The 17,021-nt window shown below is 55.0% G+C and carries 16 protein-coding genes; 7 read left to right on the top strand and 9 right to left on the bottom strand.

The window, feature by feature from the left end:
• Window positions 1–228 precede the first annotated feature (228 nt).
• A complete protein-coding gene (locus HCX89_RS16230) occupies window positions 229–1,059 on the top strand; it encodes a formate dehydrogenase accessory sulfurtransferase FdhD (RefSeq protein ID WP_144226582.1) in 831 nt (276 codons plus the stop codon).
• A 24-nt stretch (window positions 1,060–1,083) separates the two neighbouring features.
• Window positions 1,084–1,989, top strand: coding sequence for a helix-turn-helix transcriptional regulator (locus HCX89_RS16225; protein WP_025010607.1), 906 nt, complete (start codon window positions 1,084–1,086; stop codon window positions 1,987–1,989).
• Window positions 1,990–2,031: 42 nt separating this feature from the next.
• Here HCX89_RS16225 and rlmF read toward each other — a convergent pair whose 3' ends face one another.
• Window positions 2,032–3,111, bottom strand: a complete 1,080-nt coding sequence (gene rlmF, locus HCX89_RS16220) for a 23S rRNA (adenine(1618)-N(6))-methyltransferase RlmF (RefSeq protein ID WP_144438543.1) — start codon at window positions 3,109–3,111, stop codon at window positions 2,032–2,034.
• Window positions 3,104–3,481, bottom strand: a complete 378-nt coding sequence (locus HCX89_RS16215) for a flagellar basal body-associated protein FliL (RefSeq protein ID WP_229671985.1) — start codon at window positions 3,479–3,481, stop codon at window positions 3,104–3,106. Before HCX89_RS16215 ends, rlmF begins: the two co-directional genes overlap by 8 nt.
• A 135-nt stretch (window positions 3,482–3,616) precedes the next feature.
• Between HCX89_RS16215 and HCX89_RS16210 the strand changes: the two genes are divergently transcribed.
• Window positions 3,617–4,195 carry a chorismate lyase gene (locus HCX89_RS16210; RefSeq protein WP_167716701.1) on the top strand — a complete coding sequence of 193 codons (579 nt, stop codon included), beginning with the start codon at window positions 3,617–3,619 and terminating at the stop codon, window positions 4,193–4,195.
• A gap of 62 nt (window positions 4,196–4,257) precedes the next feature.
• Here HCX89_RS16210 and HCX89_RS16205 read toward each other — a convergent pair whose 3' ends face one another.
• The 4 genes from HCX89_RS16205 to HCX89_RS16190 form a co-directional block, all read right to left on the bottom strand.
• On the bottom strand, window positions 4,258–7,077 hold the full coding sequence (locus tag HCX89_RS16205) for an immune inhibitor A domain-containing protein (RefSeq protein ID WP_144438544.1): 2,820 nt from the start codon (window positions 7,075–7,077) through the stop codon (window positions 4,258–4,260).
• Window positions 7,074–7,361, bottom strand: a complete 288-nt coding sequence (locus HCX89_RS16200; RefSeq protein WP_096142432.1) for a hypothetical protein — start codon at window positions 7,359–7,361, stop codon at window positions 7,074–7,076. The genes HCX89_RS16205 and HCX89_RS16200 overlap by 4 nt, the downstream gene beginning before the upstream one ends.
• Before the next feature lie 99 nt (window positions 7,362–7,460).
• Window positions 7,461–9,590: a trehalase family glycosidase gene (locus tag HCX89_RS16195; RefSeq protein ID WP_167716699.1), complete on the bottom strand. Its 2,130-nt coding sequence runs from the start codon at window positions 9,588–9,590 to the stop codon at window positions 7,461–7,463.
• Window positions 9,591–9,622: 32 nt separating this feature from the next.
• Window positions 9,623–10,210, bottom strand: a complete 588-nt coding sequence (locus tag HCX89_RS16190) for a YhgN family NAAT transporter (RefSeq protein ID WP_028780556.1) — start codon at window positions 10,208–10,210, stop codon at window positions 9,623–9,625.
• A 186-nt stretch (window positions 10,211–10,396) separates the two neighbouring features.
• Between HCX89_RS16190 and HCX89_RS16185 the strand changes: the two genes are divergently transcribed.
• Both HCX89_RS16185 and HCX89_RS16180 read left to right on the top strand, forming a co-directional pair.
• Window positions 10,397–12,046 (top strand): metal transporter, encoded by a 1,650-nt coding sequence (locus HCX89_RS16185; RefSeq protein WP_167716696.1) that lies wholly within the window; start codon window positions 10,397–10,399, stop codon window positions 12,044–12,046.
• A 78-nt stretch (window positions 12,047–12,124) separates the two neighbouring features.
• Complete coding sequence (locus HCX89_RS16180; protein WP_167716694.1) at window positions 12,125–12,904, top strand: NRDE family protein; 780 nt, start codon at window positions 12,125–12,127, stop codon at window positions 12,902–12,904.
• Here the strand turns inward: HCX89_RS16180 and HCX89_RS16175 are convergent.
• Together HCX89_RS16175 and HCX89_RS16170 are read right to left on the bottom strand one after the other, a co-directional pair.
• Window positions 12,867–13,436, bottom strand: a complete 570-nt coding sequence (locus tag HCX89_RS16175; protein ID WP_028780553.1) for a DUF3365 domain-containing protein — start codon at window positions 13,434–13,436, stop codon at window positions 12,867–12,869. The two genes, HCX89_RS16180 and HCX89_RS16175, sit on opposite strands and share 38 nt — an antisense overlap.
• A 62-nt stretch (window positions 13,437–13,498) precedes the next feature.
• Window positions 13,499–13,924: an SgcJ/EcaC family oxidoreductase gene (locus HCX89_RS16170; protein ID WP_167716691.1), complete on the bottom strand. Its 426-nt coding sequence runs from the start codon at window positions 13,922–13,924 to the stop codon at window positions 13,499–13,501.
• Window positions 13,925–14,362: 438 nt separating this feature from the next.
• Here HCX89_RS16170 and HCX89_RS16165 point away from each other — a divergent pair, with 438 nt between their 5' ends.
• Window positions 14,363–14,920, top strand: a complete 558-nt coding sequence (locus tag HCX89_RS16165; RefSeq protein ID WP_167716689.1) for a lysophospholipid acyltransferase family protein — start codon at window positions 14,363–14,365, stop codon at window positions 14,918–14,920.
• A 64-nt stretch (window positions 14,921–14,984) separates the two neighbouring features.
• Window positions 14,985–15,605, top strand: a complete 621-nt coding sequence (locus tag HCX89_RS16160) for a LysE family translocator (protein ID WP_117200109.1) — start codon at window positions 14,985–14,987, stop codon at window positions 15,603–15,605.
• Between the two features lie 30 nt (window positions 15,606–15,635).
• Here the strand turns inward: HCX89_RS16160 and HCX89_RS16155 are convergent, their stop codons facing one another.
• Window positions 15,636–16,916: a mechanosensitive ion channel family protein gene (locus HCX89_RS16155; RefSeq protein ID WP_025889546.1), complete on the bottom strand. Its 1,281-nt coding sequence runs from the start codon at window positions 16,914–16,916 to the stop codon at window positions 15,636–15,638.
• Between the last annotated feature and the right edge of the window lie 105 nt (window positions 16,917–17,021).

The raw sequence follows: 17,021 nt of genomic DNA, 5'->3' as shown, positions 1-17,021 counted from the left end.
AAGACTATGCAATTTTAGTGCCAGTTGCCATTTGAGAAATAAGTTTGAACTTGATCATCTATTTAAGGCTAAAAATAGGACATTTTGTCCAATATGCAATCTGGTTTGGGACATTCATGACCTGAGTGCCGCCGGCGCTTGCTGCGGATCACGCATTTTGCAGCCTGAATCCTGTGACGGTATAAATATTGCTATGCTGTGGCCCATGCTCTCTGTGAAGGTTCGATAATGACCAGTGCCAAACCCCAATTGATCAAGACCAATACCCAGGTGCCTTTGACCATTGCCGTGACTGCGGTCGATGAAAATGGCCAACTGCAGGAGAAGTATGTCGCCTGTGAAAGACCGCTGACTGTCTACCTCAACTGGCGACCGATAGTCACCCTGATGACCTTGGGTGCAAGAGCCGAGGCCCTGGCACTGGGTTACCTTAAGAATCAAGGCTTTATCAATGATGTATCGCAACTGGAATCTGTGATTGTCGACTGGGACGTGGCTTCCGCTGCCGTGATCACCCGTGAGCAGACTGAGAATCTGGACGCCAAGCTGGCCGACAAGACAGTTACCACAGGCTGTGGCCAGGGCACTGTCTTCGGCGGCTTTATGGAAGGATTGGACGACATAGTCCTGTCGCAACCGAAACTGAAGCAGAGCATGCTCTACTCCCTGTTGAAAAACATCAGTGAATACAACCAGACCTACAAGAATGCCGGCGCAGTTCACGGCTGTGGTCTGTGTGAAGCGGATAAGATAAAGTCCTTTGTCGAAGATGTTGGCCGCCACAATGCGGTGGATACCCTGGCCGGTGAGATGTGGCTGGAGCAGGACAGAGGCGACAACAAGATTTTCTACACCACGGGGCGGCTCACATCCGAGATGGTTATCAAGGTCGCCAAGATGGGGATCCCTGTGCTCTTGTCCCGCAGCGGTGTCACCCAAATGGGCCTGGAACTGGCACAAAAGCTGGGGATCACCATGGTCGCCCGCGCTAAAGGGCGCCATTTCCTGGTGTACAATGGTGCCGACAATATCGAGTTTGATGCCAGCAATCCACGCTGATACCCAAGATACCAAGGAGATGTGATGACGGAGCCCAGCGAACTTGTCTATATGAGCGCCAAGCAGGTGGCCGAGTATCTGGACCTCAACGAAAAGAAGGTCTATGCCATGGCCAACGAGCGTATGCTGCCGGCGACCAAAATCACAGGTAAATGGCTGTTTCCAAAAATATTAATCGACCGTTGGATCATGGACTCCTGCCACAGTGGCATGTTAACCGACCGACTGTTGATCACCGGCAGTGATGACCCCTTGCTGTCGATGCAGGTGGCCAGGTTGATGGCCCAGGTAGGCAGTCGAGAACTGATCAGCTACAGTGCCACAGGTTCCCGCCTGGGGCTGGAGCTCTTGTCCAAGGGCTACGCCGATGTCTGTACCCTGCATTGGGGCAGTTTGGAAGAGCGCAATATCCGCCATACGGCGTTGCTGAAGGGGTATCCCAACCACCAGCAATGGATCATGGTTCACGGCTATAACCGCCAGCAGGGGCTAATTGTGCGGCCGGATATGCACCACAGATGTCAGGAAGAAAGCAAGGTACTGCAACTCTCCTGGCGTTGGGTTACCCGCCAAGGCGGCGCCGGCAGCCAGCAACATCTGGAACATTGGCTGTTGAAACAGGGCGCCAAGCTTGAGCAGCTCAACTCAGTACTCACCGCCTTCAGTGAGCGGGAGTTGGCCGGTTATATTGCCCGAGGCGATGCCGATATAGGTTTCGGCTGTCAGGCTGTTGCCATGGAAAGCGGCCTGAGCTTTGTGCCATTGGTGACTGAGTCTTTCGACTTCGTCATGCCACAGGGGATCTACTTCCGCCGCCAGTTGCAGCAACTGTTCAAGATGCTCGGCGGCAGCCACACCCGGCAGATGGCAGCCCTGCTCGGCGGCTATGACCTCACCGACTGTGGTCAGTTGCTTTGGAGTCCGGAGTAACTCGGATTTTCAATCCACTTTGAGGCCTGCCAGCGGCGGGCCTCAAGCCTTGAACTTCCACCATTGGCGTCTGGCGGCGGCATCAAAGAAACTCCAGGCCAACACCCGGGTCTGCTTATTGCCCTGCTGCATCTCCAGTATCTTGACCTCTTTGGCGCCAAGTTGCTTTAACGCCTGCTGACAAGGTTTGAGGTTGTCGCCCTTGGACACCAGCGAAGAAAACCACAGCACTTGTCCGCCATAGTCGCGGCTTTCGTGAATCATCCGCAGCAGGAACCCCAGCTCACCGCCATCGCACCAAAGCTCGGCCTGACAGCCGCCGAAGTTCAGCTTGTGCTCCTGACGCTGATGTTGCTCACCGCGACTTGCCGCCAAATTGCGCTGTTTGCGTTCACTGCCGCTAAGGGCATCGGCGGCCGAGGCATGAAACGGCGGGTTACAGAGGCTGAAATCAAAACACTCCCCGGTCTGCAAAAGACCATGAAATATCTGTTCCGGTTCGGGCTGTAGCCGCAGTTCAATGGCACCAGCCAGCTTGGAATTGTGCTGTAAAACTCCGGCGACATTATCCAGTGCGACAGGGTTGATATCGGCCCCGACAAACTGCCAGCCATAGACACTTGAGCCAAGCAAGGGGTAGACGCCGTTGGCTCCCGTGCCTATATCCAAGCCGCGAATACGCCGGCCTTGGGGGATTTTACCGCCTTCGGCCAGCAGGTCGGCGATATGATGCAGATAGTCCACCCGCCCCGGGATGGGCGGGCACAGATAGCCCTCGGGCAACTGCCAACCCTGGATATGATAATGGTGCTGCAACAAGGCGGCATTGAGGGCCAAGACAGCTTGCGGCTCGGCAAAGGGAATAGAAACCTGGCCATAGTCTGTGGTGATAAGGTGAGGCGCAAGCGCAGGAAAACTGGCGACCAGGGCGGTAAAATCATAGCCCTGGCGGTGCAGGTTACGCGGATGGAGGCCCTTGTCCTTGGCTTTTCCGCCCGTTTTAACCGAGGTTTTGCCGGCCGTCGTCTCTTGGGTCTTTTTCTTTACTCTTGTCCTAACCTTTATCTCGGCCCTGGCCTTGCCTTTCGAGGCGTTGAGCCGATGCTTTTTTACCTCAGTCATACAGGTATTTGGTAAACAGCAGATTCACCACCAGCGCCCGACCGGTTTCCTGCTCCAGCAAACGATTGACTGTGTCGTAACACTCACGGCGGATCTCTTCTCTGCCGGTAAGCGACTTGACCCTGTCCTCGGGTTGGTTACCGAGAATCTCCACTATCGCGGCCCGCAGCAGGGGATCATGGTGTTGCAAGGCCACCAGGTCCTGGGGGTCTTTCACCATAAGCTCAACACTGATGCGCACAAACCCCAACTTCTTGCGGTTGGAGATATAGTTGGTCACTATTTCAGGCTCAAAGCCATAGTAAGCATAAGTATCTTCGGCGGGCTTTTCATCGGCCGCCATCACAGGCTGCAACATGCCTGCCAGCATAAAAAACAACAGTGTCAAAACGCGTTTCATATTGAGTATCAAGCTCCCGTGACTTGTGCCGACGCCCCTTGCGATCTATCTGCCTGTGGGCAAGCGTGATAGACTCCCGGGTTGTAATATTGTACCGGGTATCCGATGAGTGTGACCAGTTTAAGCTTTCCTTATGGTGAATCAATTCAGTGGTTTTCGCCAGAGCAATCACAGCAACTTCCCGCAGCGCCATTGCACGATTGGCTGCTGGCGACCGGCAGTCTCACCAAGAGACTCAAGAGTTGCTGCAACCACTTTGAGGTCAAACTGCTCGGCGAAGCCATGCTGCCCTCATCCACTCGGGAGTGGCAGGGTAAGGAACATAAAGCCATCTGGATCAGGGAAGTATTGCTCTGCCTGGACGGTACACCCTGGGTCTTTGGCCGCACCCTGATCCCGGCAAAGCTGCTGGAGCAACAGCAGAGACTGGGCAAGTTGGGCACCCGCCCACTGGGAGAGTTGTTGTTCGGCGATATCGGCTTTGAATCCGGCGCCATAGAAGTCGCCAGTTTCGACAGCCAATCCAGGATTGCCTCCCTCGCCGATTCACTGTCACAACCCACCACTGAGGCAATATGGGGCAGAAGACGTTATTTTCACTTCCAGGAGCAACAGCTGATTGTCGGTGAAATTTTCCTGCCGGCGGCGGTTGCCGCCATTAACCAAGGCCCACTAGCCCCCTAATCAAACAAAGCCTTTACTGAACTCCCCAAAACATAAGGGACGCCAAAGCGTCCCTTAATCTGTCAACGCCTGCGCCGCCAGGCGATTAGCGCCAGCCCCAATAGGCTCAGGCCACCGAGACTGCCACCACCACCGCCGGAACTGCTTTGTGTAGTATTGGGCACAACCGGGTTGGAGACCACCAAGGTGCGACTATTACTGCTCTGATTATTCTGTGAGTCAGTCACAACCAAGCGCACACTGTAGCTGCCCGCCGCACTGTAGGTATGCGAGGGAGAAGCAACTGTGCTGCTCTGGCCATCACCAAAGTCCCACTGATAACTGAGTTCTCCGCTGCCACCGCGGCTGAGGTTATTGAACTGCACGGTTAAACCTGTACCACTGATATCGAACAGCGCCGACAGAGGAATGCTGACAGTCAGTTGCAAGCTGGTCACGGTCTGCCGGTTATTGGCGTCTGTCACCGTCAGTGTGACTGTGTAGGTGCCGGACTCACTGTAGCTGTATTGAGGCGTCGCTTGAGTACTGCCAACGCCGCCGACACCAAAGTCCCACTGATAAGTGTAAGGTGCAGTACCGCCACTGAGATTGGCGCTGAAACTGACATCGCCACCTTCCTGCTGGGCCGAAATGCTGGCGCTGAGTTCTGTGCCGTTGCTGTCGCCGCGTTTACTCACCAACAGCTGCGCCTGACTGCTGTCTTGCTCCTGGGTCAAAAGCTGCACCATAAGACCCAGCTTGGGCAGCACCAGGCCAGCCTGAGGCTTGAGTGGTGCGCTATAGTCATCGCTGTCATCAAACAGACTATTGTTACCAAGATGGGTATCACCGAAGAAAGCCGACTGTGGATAGAGACTGAAACTGGCATCACGGACCTGCACCTCAGAGTCCCGGTTACCTATCAGGTTTTGATCCGCATCTACCACCCCAATGAGGCCGTATCCAGGATGCTCAGCCACCTTGTTATCGCTATAGGCCAAGTTTTCATACCAAACCAAGAGCCCCGGCTCATAGCTATCCTGCTGCAGTCCGGCATCAACGCCCTGATAGTTGCGCAGTTGCAGCAGATAACGCCGCGGCGCGCCTGGGCGAGTATCGTCGGTGCGAACAAAACCGGAAAGCACCACAGTCTCCAGAGCCGTCTCGGCATCATCGCTGTAGACCAGATTGCCGTCACTCTCAAGACGTATATCGTCGACAACAAAGCCATAGCCACCGACCGCCTCATCGGTACGATACACCAGGCTTATCTGCTTGCTCATACCGGCATAGGCGCTGAGATCAAAGCTTATCTCCTGCCAGCCCTGTTCCCCCTCACCACCGGGCAAGGCCGCCGAGTCACCACTGATAATATTGGCGGCATTGTTGATGCTGTTGCTGCTCTTGGTATGGCTTCCCGCCAATGGCACCCCATCCACCAGCAGCTGCACATAGTCGTAGTCCTGCTCTATCTGCCAATGGGCCTTCATCTTCAGGGTCAAACTGGTACTCATGGGTAGTTGCAGCTCGAACGACAATGCATTGTTGAGCTGATCGCCCTGATTCGAATAGTACTGGTATTGCCCCTGATAGGCAGGGGTGAAGGCGATGGAATCAGACGGCAGCTTGATGGCCAACTGGTTTACGCCACTGCTATTGGCATGCTCCAGCGTCACTTGAGTACCGTTGCTATCCAGCGCCTGATAATCCAGGGATTGTTCGTTGACCCAGCGGCCCTTGTATCTGTCCTGCAGGAATGAGCGGGCATAGGGGCTGAAACCACTTGGCTGCGAGCCTCTCGGAGAACCTGCCCAGCTGCCGCCGGACATCAGAGACCAGAGGCCCACAGGTGAACCGTCGCTGGCTTCGGTACTGGTGTCATACTCATCCGGTAAACCGAGGTCGTGACCAAACTCATGGGTACAGACACCGGTTCCGGCATCCAGCGGCTGAATGGTGTAACCGAACAGACGCATATTGCTGCCCGGGATAGCCTGGCCATATTGACCTGGCGCCGAGGGAACAAAGAATCTGTGTGACCAGATGGCATCATCACCGAGCACGCCGCCACCGGCCTCTTCACCTATGCTGGAATGGAAGATCATCACATGATCCAAAATCCCATCGGGTTCATCCAGGTTGCCGTCACCGTCGATATCATAAGGATCTTCAATATCATACTGCGCCAGCTCATCGGCGCTCATGGTAGCAACTGCAGCCGCGACCGCCTCTTCCACCAATTCGGTGGCAGCCTTGTCGTCATTGTTGTTATTCGGGTCGTTGGCACCATAGTAGGCGGCATTCTGGCTGGCTCTGAACCAACCTTTCACATCACCGTTGAAGAAAAAGCTCTGGCCGGAAACCGCTTGATAGTACTGATAGGCTGAGGGCAGTGTTTGCCCCTGGGGCCCAGGGAAACCTGCATCGGAAAACAATAGACCTCGGTAATGGGCTACCGAATAGTTGGCGTAATACATCTCGGTATCGCCTGGACTCAGGCGATTGTTGTTATAGGGCAAGTCGGGAAAATCCACCAGCACGGCCAACACCTTGACCCGCTTGGTTACATCGGTATCGGCCACCCGCGACTGTGCCCGCATTAACTTGCTTTGACGCAGGCTATTACTTCGTGCCTGTTGCAGCAGTTGCTGTTCTCTGGCCTTGAGCACTTGTGCGGCCTTGCTGCCTGCACCGGTAGATTTGGCCGTATAAGCCGCCAGCGCCTGCTGCCGTTCCTCTTCAGAGGCCTCGGCATCGAGTTCACCGCGTTTCACCAGCCAATAGAGGATCTGCTCTTTATTGATCACTCCGGGATCCGCCGGAGCCGTAGCGGCTAAAACATTCGTTGCCCCAAATAGGCAAGATGCCCCCAAGGCCAGGGCCAGTAACGACTTCAAACTCATGACTTGGGCTCCTTAATACACTTTTCAAACTTCTGATTGCGCTGCTGAATATACTCAGAGACCTTGGCTTCGGCCTCTTGCTCACTCATTTGCGGAGTGATGATGTTGCGCTCTATCAGACTGGCTTTAATTTTAGCCCGATTTACTACAGGTGCCCCACTGCCACAGGGCAACAAAGGTTTAACCTCTCGGTTTCCTTCCTGAACGACGTCGGTTCCCGTGCCGTCCCCGGCCTGACAGGCACCCAGAAACAAACAGATAGCAAGAGTTGATGGCAGTCGCACCGGTCGCACCTTATCTTTAACAGAGATAGTACAGAAGATTAACAGCAGCACATGAGATTGCACAGCAGAAAGTCGCGACCAATTCGCCTCATTCAGGGATTATTCAGCCTCAGACAACAAACCTTCACTATAAAGCAACAACAAGACCGAAGCTAACCAGCTGAAGTTGGTGCAATGCAGTCCTTCACCACTGAGCGGATGGTAATTTTCCCGTATCGGCAGATCCCGGCTATCGGCGGCAGTGGCCACCAGCAAACGCCGCGACATTGCACTTGCCTGTTGCCGGTAACCGTAATGCTGCAACCCCTTGATGGCAAAGAAGGCCTGATCCAGCCATACCGGCCCACGCCAGTATCTGTCGGGGGCAAACTCTGGGCTGTCGCGGCTCACTGTCGGAAACGGCACCCGGGTGCCGAAGCTTTCTGGCCTAAGTTGCCGCTTTACCAACGCTTTGGCCTGCTCAGGCGAAGCGACACTGGCCCACAGCGGGATCCAACCTTCAGTGCCCTTATTGTCGCTGAGCAATCGCCGCTTGCCCTCGGCATCGAAGCGTACATCATAGAAGAAACCGCTGGCAGGGTCGTAAAACGTCTGCCGAATCGCTTGTCCCAGTCGCTGGGCCTGTTGCCGCAGTTGCATTGCTTCGGCTTCCCGCCCCAGCAGACTGGCCATTTGCGCCAGATACTGCTTATCGGCATAGAGAAATGCATTGAGATCGACACTCTCCTGATTGAGTGAGTAGCCGAGCAAACGCCCCTTGGCGTCGCGGTTTTCCAGTACCTGCAGGCTGTTATCGGCATCGAATCTAGGCGCATTGTCCATCCCGGACTCCCAGGCTGCCGCCTGAATGATGGCATCACGATTAAGCGCCCCGGGCTCACCGTGCAACGGATGCAGATTGGCACCATATTCCGCTAGGCCATTGCCGTCATGATCCCGGTTGCGATACCACCAGGCATGCAGGGCCATCAGTCTTGGGTAAAGCTCGGCGACAAATGCCTTGTCACCGTCCTGAAGGTAGATCTCCCATACAGCCCAGGCCGCTAACGGCGGTTTTCCATTCCGCTCATTCCAGTTGCCGCCGTCACCGCCGCGGGCTGCATCTTGGTTGTAAAACACCGCATCCGGCATGCTGCCGGCATCCTGGGGCCTGACGGGATCCTGCTCATCAAATTGATAGTCAAACATCGCCCGCACATTGGACTTGGCAAGCCAGGGCTCGACTCGCGCCAAGGCCACCGCCTGTTTCCAGCTATCCCAGGCCCAGAGACCATTGAACCATTGATAGGTGACCGAAGGCGTTACCCCGTGGTGACGCAGGGCCCCGGCCGGGCTGCGCCAGTTATGTGCCAGGGTGCTGATGGCCCTGGCCGCCATGCGCTTTTGTCCCAAGTCGCCATCGGCTAACTTGGCCAGACGCCAACCCCAGCGACTATGGTTGCGCTCGGCGCTCTGCAACAACTTAGGCCACTGCAGCGGCTTTGCCTCAGCTGCGGTGTGAAAATATTGTTGGGCACTGAGAAAACTGCGCCGCTCAGAGGGGGCCAGGTTCAGCACTTCAGAACTGGCTCGGTACCCCCGAGCCCCCCGCTCTTCCAGGAAGGTGGGTTCACGGAAGCTTATGCGGAATTTGGCATCATCGAGCAGCAGCGACCAGGTTTTTCTCAGTGGCCGAAACTGCCACTCCAGTTGATTGGTCGCAAATTGTCTGCCGGCAATCCAGGGCTTGCCTACCGCCTTGTCGAAGGGCTCTCCCTGCCACTGCAACTGCCACTGACCGGCTTGGGAGCCGGTATTTTCCAGCACAGTCTCAATCAGTGAGCTGCGCTCATCGGCAAAATAGAGCCTGGTGCTGAGGCTGAGATCTTTCCAACGATATTCCTGATACAGGCCATCCGGGCGACTGAACAGGCGTCTCTCCGCTTCGGCAAAACTCTTAGCCTGCCCTGTGCTCAACTCCAATACGCTGAGGTGCTGCAAGCTGGGCGCCAGATGCAGGCTGTATTCCTGGGCGATGATCAAGGGGCCGGTGAAGCTGCCATAAAATGCAGGATCATCCGGCAGGTGGTATCCATGCCAGGCGCCCATATCCATGTAGACAGCGGGGATCTTCAGATTCCCGGCGACATCCCGCTCCTGTGCTTGTTGCGGCGTGCCTTGATAGGGCAAGAGATTGTCATAATCTCCGGCGGCCAGACTCAAAGCACAGATCAGGGCACAACTAAGCACTTCTACCTCGACTCAACAAAACGGTTAACAACTCAGGGATTCAAATATCGGGAGACACCATCGAGGAACATCTGCACCGAAATCATCACCAGCACCATGCCCATCAAGCGCTCGACCGCCGTGAGCCCCTTGTCACCCAACACCCGGGTAAATAGCTTATAGAACATCAGGATAACCACACTGGCGCCCCAAGCCGCTACCAGGGCTATGGTCCAGTCCGTCATACGGCTGCTATCCGTATGGGCCAGCAGTATCAGCGCCGCCAGAATCGAAGGGCCCGCCATCAAGGGAATCGCCATCGGCACAATGAAAGGCTCTTCACCGGCGGCCAGGCCCACCACCCCACCGGGTTGGGGGAAGATCATCCTGATGGCTATCAGAAACAGGATAATGCCACCGGCAATACTGACCGATTCTGACTTGAGGTTGAGGAAACTCAGGATGGCTTCACCGGCGTAAAGAAACAACAGCATGATCAACAAGGCAAAAATCAGCTCTCTGATCAGCACTCGGCGGCGTTTCTTGGGCTCTATATGACGCAATATAGAGGCAAAGATAGGCAAGTTGCCCAAGGGATCCATAATGAGAAACAGCATTACGGCAGCCGACAGAGTATCCATAAATATCCATTCACCAACAAAACAACATAGAGTCGACTATTGTATAACTTTTTGGTCACCGGCAGTGGACTTTTATCCTTGGTCTCGGGTGGAAAATCCTTCAAGGTAAATTCCAGGTAACGGCACTGCTCATTTGCGCAGCTGCTGGTATACTATGGCGTTCTCTAAACTTCAGCCGTGAAATTCATGCTCTATCTCGTCGCCAGTTGTATCGCCCTGCTCCTGGGCCCACTGTTTTATCGCTACTTCTCTTCAGGAAGCGGTTTGCAGAAGGGGCTGGACGGCTTTATTTTTGTTTCCCTCGGCGGCCTGGTACTGATCCATATCCTGCCGGAACTGCTGGAACACGGCGGCATACTGGCGATCATCTTCGTAATCCTCGGCCTTTGGGGACCGAGTGCCAGCGAGAAGTTGTTTCATCGCTATTCAGAGATCACCCATAACCTAACCCTCACACTGGGGATAGGCGGCTTGTTGCTGCACACCATCACAGATGGTGGCGCCATGGTGCTGGCACAACAGGAAGGCAACTCCAGCCTGTTGGCGCTTGGGGTAATCATGCACAGGCTGCCTGTGGGCCTGGCGATTTGGTGGTTACTCAAACCCCAGGTCGGCACCCGTTGGGCCAGCCTGGTTTTGTTGGCCATGATGGCGCTGACTTCTGTGGGCTACTTCGCCGGTGAGCAGCTGCTCAGCCATCTGAGCCTGGATAATACCGTTTACCTGCAAGCCTTTGTCACAGGTTCTATTTTGCATGTGGTGCTGCATCAGCCCCATGGCCATGGGCAGCAGACCCCTAGCAGCAAATATGAATACCATGCCGGCATAGGCAGCCTGCTGGGGATAGGCCTGCTGGCATTGCTGCTGATGATGGATTCCGGCGGCCACCAACACGCCCATCATGACCACAGCACAGATCAACTGCTGCACTGGCTGTTGTTACTGGCCCCGGTATTGCTGGCGGCCTACGCCCTGGCCAGCATACGCTTTGCCGCGGGGCTGTCTCCCACTCAAGCCTCGCTACCGGGGCGCTGGCTGCAACGTCTCGCCGGCCCCGAAGCCTTGTTGCTGACCTTGGTACTGCTGGGCTGGCAGTTTGCCCTGCTGCAAGCACTCGCTCTTGTCGCGTTGGGACTGTTTTTGAGCCGTGCCCACGTCGAATTGACCGATCCCCACGCCAAGGTGCCGCAGTCGCCCTGGCATTTCGGTTTCACCCATCTGGTGGATAGAAGCGCGCCCTGGATCTTGCTCAGTCTGATCCTCGCCAATCTGATAGGCCATCCGTCAGTGCCGCTGTCGCATCCGGTGGCGCAAGTGCTGGTGCTGGCCTTGCTGTTTCTGCCGCTGCGTTTCTGTAATCTGGGCGCCGCCGTATTGGCTATGTCGCTGGCCTACAGCGGCTGGAGCCCCTTGGCGGTAGCATTGACCCTGATAGCCGCACCTGTGCTTAACCTGTCACAACTCAAGTTGATGAGCTGGAGCCAACGGCTCGGTATGTTGCTGCTGTTACTCATTTTGCTTAGCGGCATTGCCTGGTGGCAACCACAGTGGCGTGAGCTGGGCGATCTGCCGAAAGAGATAAGCTACCCGGCGCTGACGCTGCTGTGTCTGCTCTACTCCAGCAGCTTGCTGCGTCAGGGGCCACGCAAGTTTTTACGGGGGATGTGGCTGGCCAAAGGCCACAGCCATGATCATGGCTCGGGACAACGCAATGACTCAGGCCACAACCATGGTTCACATAGCCATGGTTCACATAGCCACGGTTCGAGCAGCCATGACTCACACAGCCATGCTCACCATAATGGCCATGAGCATCAAGATAAAGGCTCTCACTGATTTAACCCTGTCAATTGGCGCCTTTGTTGGCTAACTTGTGGGATAAGCCCGCATTTAGACCAGGCATAAGGACAGCCCATGTGCATTCTGTTTCTGGCGCTGGATCAGCACCCGGATTATCCGCTGATCCTCTGCGCCAACCGCGATGAGTTTCATCACAGGCCCACGGCCCCGGCACACTTTTGGCCACCACAGCAGCAACTGCTGGCGGGTAAGGATCTGCAGGCAGGGGGTACCTGGCTTGGCTGTAATCGCCTGGGAATGGTGGCCGGCCTCACCAATATCCGTCAGCCGATCACTCAGCCGGATGGTATGCGTAGCCGCGGGGAACTGGTACTCAAGGCGCTCGATAGCCAAACCCCAATAGAGCCGCAATGGCTCAGAGAGCACAGCGACAACTATAATCCCTTTAATCTGGTTTTCGGCCAGGGCAAGCACTTTTGGTGTTATCACAGTCCGGATAAGTCATTGCGCCGCTTGAACAGGGGCTTTCACGCCATCAGCAATGGTGCCTTGGATGATATCTGGCCCAAGATGGCCCGCGGCGAACAGGCGTTGGAGCGATTGATAAGCCAATCGGCCAAGCCGGATATAGATAAGCTGCTGGCAATAATGCGTGATGAGACCCCGGCGCCGGACACCAGCCTGCCAATCACAGGTGTCAGCCTGGAATGGGAGCGGCGCCTGTCGTCCATCTATATTCGCCACCCGGAATACGGCACCCGGGCCACCAGCCTGATATTCCTCTCCCGCGAGGGTCAGCTGAACTTTTACGAAGCCAGGTATGATGGCAAAGGGCGGCAATTGGGGTTGGAGCAGTTCAGTTTTGCGCTGACAAACGCGGAGCCACTATGCTGATAGCGCCGCGGATCTGCCCCGGCTGATAACCTCTGGCGCTATCATTCGGGTAGTGCTCATCCAATGCAGTTTTGACCTCGGGCGCCAATTGGCTGCCGTGGCAGGTGAGGCAAAGCGGTGCTACGCCCTGGGCCTTCATAAAACGCAGCTGTGACTCTGTCTGGGCAACCTGGCTCAGAGTCTGCGGGTCTTCACCGGCTGCGGCCCGCGTATCAAATGACAGCAAAACCTGTCGCTGCCAGGCCTCCGGCTCGGCCGCCGGATTACGGGGTTTCAGACTGACACGTTTCACCTGCCAACCACTCTCGGCCGAGAGCTGGCGGGCAATTTCCGGCGCCTTATGGGAACAAACCTCGATGGCTGCCACCGGGCCACCTTCGGCCAGAGCTTGCTGCAGTTGCGGCTTGAGTGTTTGGGCAAAGCGCTTGGCCAGTGCGGCTGCCTCGGTTTTAAATTCTGCCGTTGCCGGCTCGGCTATGGCTTGATTCACCAAGGCGAAGGCCAGCAAGGCGATAAGTGTAGGTTTCAACATAGGGCACTCCATTAGATTTTTTTAATGGATAGATATTAGATAAATCTAATTCCCTATGCAAGTCATGATGAGTGATCGTGAGTGATTACCCAGTGGTCGTCTTTCTTCTCCAGCAACAGGGTAAAGACCCCGGATGGACTATCCTTTTGCCTTAGCAGTACCCAACGACCGGCCACCAAGGCGGAATAGTTACTCAACATCTGCACATCCTTGAGCTCCAGCTTGAGCTGGCCCATAGTCGCGCGATCCGGATAGCTGCGCTGATAGGCGGCCAGCATTTTGTCCCAGCCATATCTGAACTCGCCTTTGGAGACAAATCTCAGCTTGGGATCGTGCCAGTAGCCCAACATATAGGCATTGATGTCGCCTTGATTCCAGGCTTGTTGCTGACGATTAAGCAACTCGGTAATTTCATCTGTCGGTACCGCTTTGGCCGGGGCGATCGCAAGCAGCAGTAAAGACAGGAGCCCAAAGATTAATTTTTTCATACTCCCTCCTTTGCACCTCCCTGAACAAGACCCGGAAACTGTGTCGCCACAATCACTGGGCTTCTATGTATGATACTAACCTATCTGTTTGGGAAGTGCTTCTTGCAAAGGATCAGGGCCATTTGCTACGAACCATGCCTTGCATCCAGTCCTGTAAGCCGACGCAGAGCACATATGAGATTCGTTCGCATCTTTCCTTGTAGTTTGTAGTATAGGTAAATCATCGTCTTGGTATGATGTGGACGGCCAGGCTGTGTTCAGAAAGAAGAACCCAGGCTTGCACAAACAGGATAATGCTGAAATCATGTTTTCCCTCGGCCACTGCTTAAGTGAAGGTTTATGTTAAGTCAATGAAAGTCTTCGCCAAGCACAGGACTGACGTCTCCCTAACCACTTTTGGACTATACCTTTAATCAACCCAAGGTTTGGCATCTCTCTATGTTTAAAAAAATCTGCCAATGGCTGCTTTCTCTGTTCGGCTGGCAAATTCGCGGACAACTGCCCGACTCCCCGCAATATCTGGTGATAGTGGCCCCCCACACCAGTAACTGGGATTTTATTCTCGGTGTGCTCGCCCGTGGCGCTCTGGCGGCCAAGATCCACTTTCTCGGCAAGCATCAACTCTTCATTCCTCCCTGGGGCTGGTTTTTCAGAGCCATAGGCGGCAGCCCGGTAGACAGACGCAAAAACAACAATCTGGTCGATGCGGTCAGCGAGTTGTATCGTCAGGATCCCAACTTCAAGCTGGCCCTGGCTCCGGAAGGCACCCGCAGCCCGGTGAAGCGTTGGAAGACAGGTTTCTACCATATCGCCTCCAAGGCAGGGGTACCGATTGTGGCCGTGGGGCTGGACTTCAGCCAGAAGGCGGTAGTGATTAATCAGCCTTTGATACCGAGTGCGGACATTCAGCAAGACATGGATCAGCTTATCGCCTTCTACCGCGGTATTCGCGGCCGCTTCCCCAAGGCGATTCCGGACTATTCAGCGGACAAGTGAGTCTTGTCCGGCAGGCGTCACGGGACTATAGTGACGCTTACCCGGAAACTTTGTATACAAAATTATGGATCACCAGACCTTCCTGCTATACCTGTTTGCGATCTTACTGATAGCCATCTCCCCCGGCCCGATCGCCATGTTATCTATCTCTCACGGGATCCACTTTGGTAAACGCCGCAGTCTGGCCACGGCCTTGGGGAGTGTCAGTGCGGCCTTGCTATTGATGTTGGCTTCCATCGCCGGACTGAGCGCCCTGCTGCATGCCAGCGAATACGGCTTTACCCTGCTCAAATGGTGCGGTGCCGCTTACCTTATGTATCTGGGGATTAAACTGCTGCTCACCAAGCCCCATGCGGCCGAGCAAAGTGTCGGCCCCAAGGGACATGGCCATCCTTTCAGTCTGTTTCGACAGGCATTTCTGGTGGGGATCAGCAATCCCAAGGATCTGCTGTTTTTCGCCGCCCTGTTTCCACAGTTTATCGATGTAAGCGCCCCCCAGGGACCTCAGTTGGCAGTATTGGCTTCCACCTGGGCCTTGGTAGACTTCAGCTTTGTGATGATTTACGCCTCTATGGCCAGTGTGCTGGCCTCATGGCTTAAGCGCAGCCAACGGCTGCATTGGTTGGATCGCGTCAGTGGCGGGGTGTTTGTCACCCTCGCCACTGTATTGGCCGTTAAAGATTAAGGAAGGGCTTTAGGGAAGGTGTAAATAAGCCTACGTGGGTTTATTTGCACCGGCTCCATTATCTTTTAAGCTGCGAATATCATTGCCGGTTGGGCCCTGGAAAGCACGCAGATCGAATTGTGGCAAGATGGCAAAGATATGATCGAAGATATCTGACTGAATATCTTCATAATATGCCCAGCGGGTATCATTGGTGAAGATATATAACTCGATCGGCAGACCTTCGGTGGTGGGTGCCAACTGCCGCACCATCAGGGTCATCTCCTTATGCACCTTGTCGTGGTGCTTGAGATACTCCAGCAGGTAGGCTCTGAAGGTTCCCACATTGGTCAGCCTGCGGCCATTGACCGGCATTTCGATATCCGACACCTTGGCATTACATTCAGTGATCTCATGGATCTTCTTCGGCAGGTACTCTTTCAACAGGTTAATCTTCTCCAGCTTCTTCCTGTCCTCTTCGGTCAGAAAACGTATGCTGTTGATATCTATGTTGACCGAGCGCTTGATTCGGCGGCCGCCGGACTCAGACATACCACGCCAGTTACGGAAGGCGTCTGATACCAGCGCATAGGCCGGGATCATTGTGATGGTCTTGTCCCAGTTGCGAACCTTGACCGTGGTCAGCGACACCTCTTCCACCGCGCCATCGGCGCCGTATTTATCCATCTGGATCCAGTCGCCGGTGCTGACCATGCGGTTAGCCGCCAACTGAATACCGGCAACAAACCCCAGAATGGTGTCCTTGAACACCAACATCACCAAACCTGTGGCGACACCCAAGCCGCTGAGGAAGTAGACAGGAGACTGGTTGGCGAGCACAGAGATGGAAATAATGATGGCAACGAAGAACAGGAACAGCTTTATCAACTGCACAAAGCTCTTCACCGGTAGACGACGGCTAATCAGCTTAACGTCCGCCACCTCGTTGACCGCATCCAATGCCGAATAGGCGGCGCGGATCAGCAAGACGACCAGCCAGACACTCAGCAGCCTGTCGACCAGACTGGCCAGCAGTTTATGGTCTGTCAGTGCTATGGGGATCAGCAGGTTGAGCACCAGTGCCGGCACCAGCATGGCCAGCTTTTCCAACACTCTGTGGCGCATAAAGATGTCGTCCCAGGTGACCTTGGAACGTTGAATCACCAGGTTCATCGCCCGCACTACGCCGCGACGAACAATGAAATAAGCCAGTCCCGCCAACAACAGGCAGGCAAGCACCATGAGCGAAGTGGACAAACCGTCGGCTGGCTGGCTATCGATACCCAGCTGCGATAACCAGTGTGACAGTTCGAATCTCAAGTCTTTGTCCAAGTTATCCAAAATTAACCTCTCAGAGAAAAATCACTCATCCCGACTCAAACCTGAGTCAGGTTGCAGAGTAACATACAGGTGTTAACTTTGGCTGAACAGTCGATC

The sequence above is a fragment of the Shewanella sp. Iso12 genome, from assembly GCF_012030025.1.
GTDB classification, from domain to species: domain Bacteria; phylum Pseudomonadota; class Gammaproteobacteria; order Enterobacterales; family Shewanellaceae; genus Shewanella; species Shewanella algae.
This window is presented reverse-complemented; position numbering and strand designations above follow the sequence as displayed.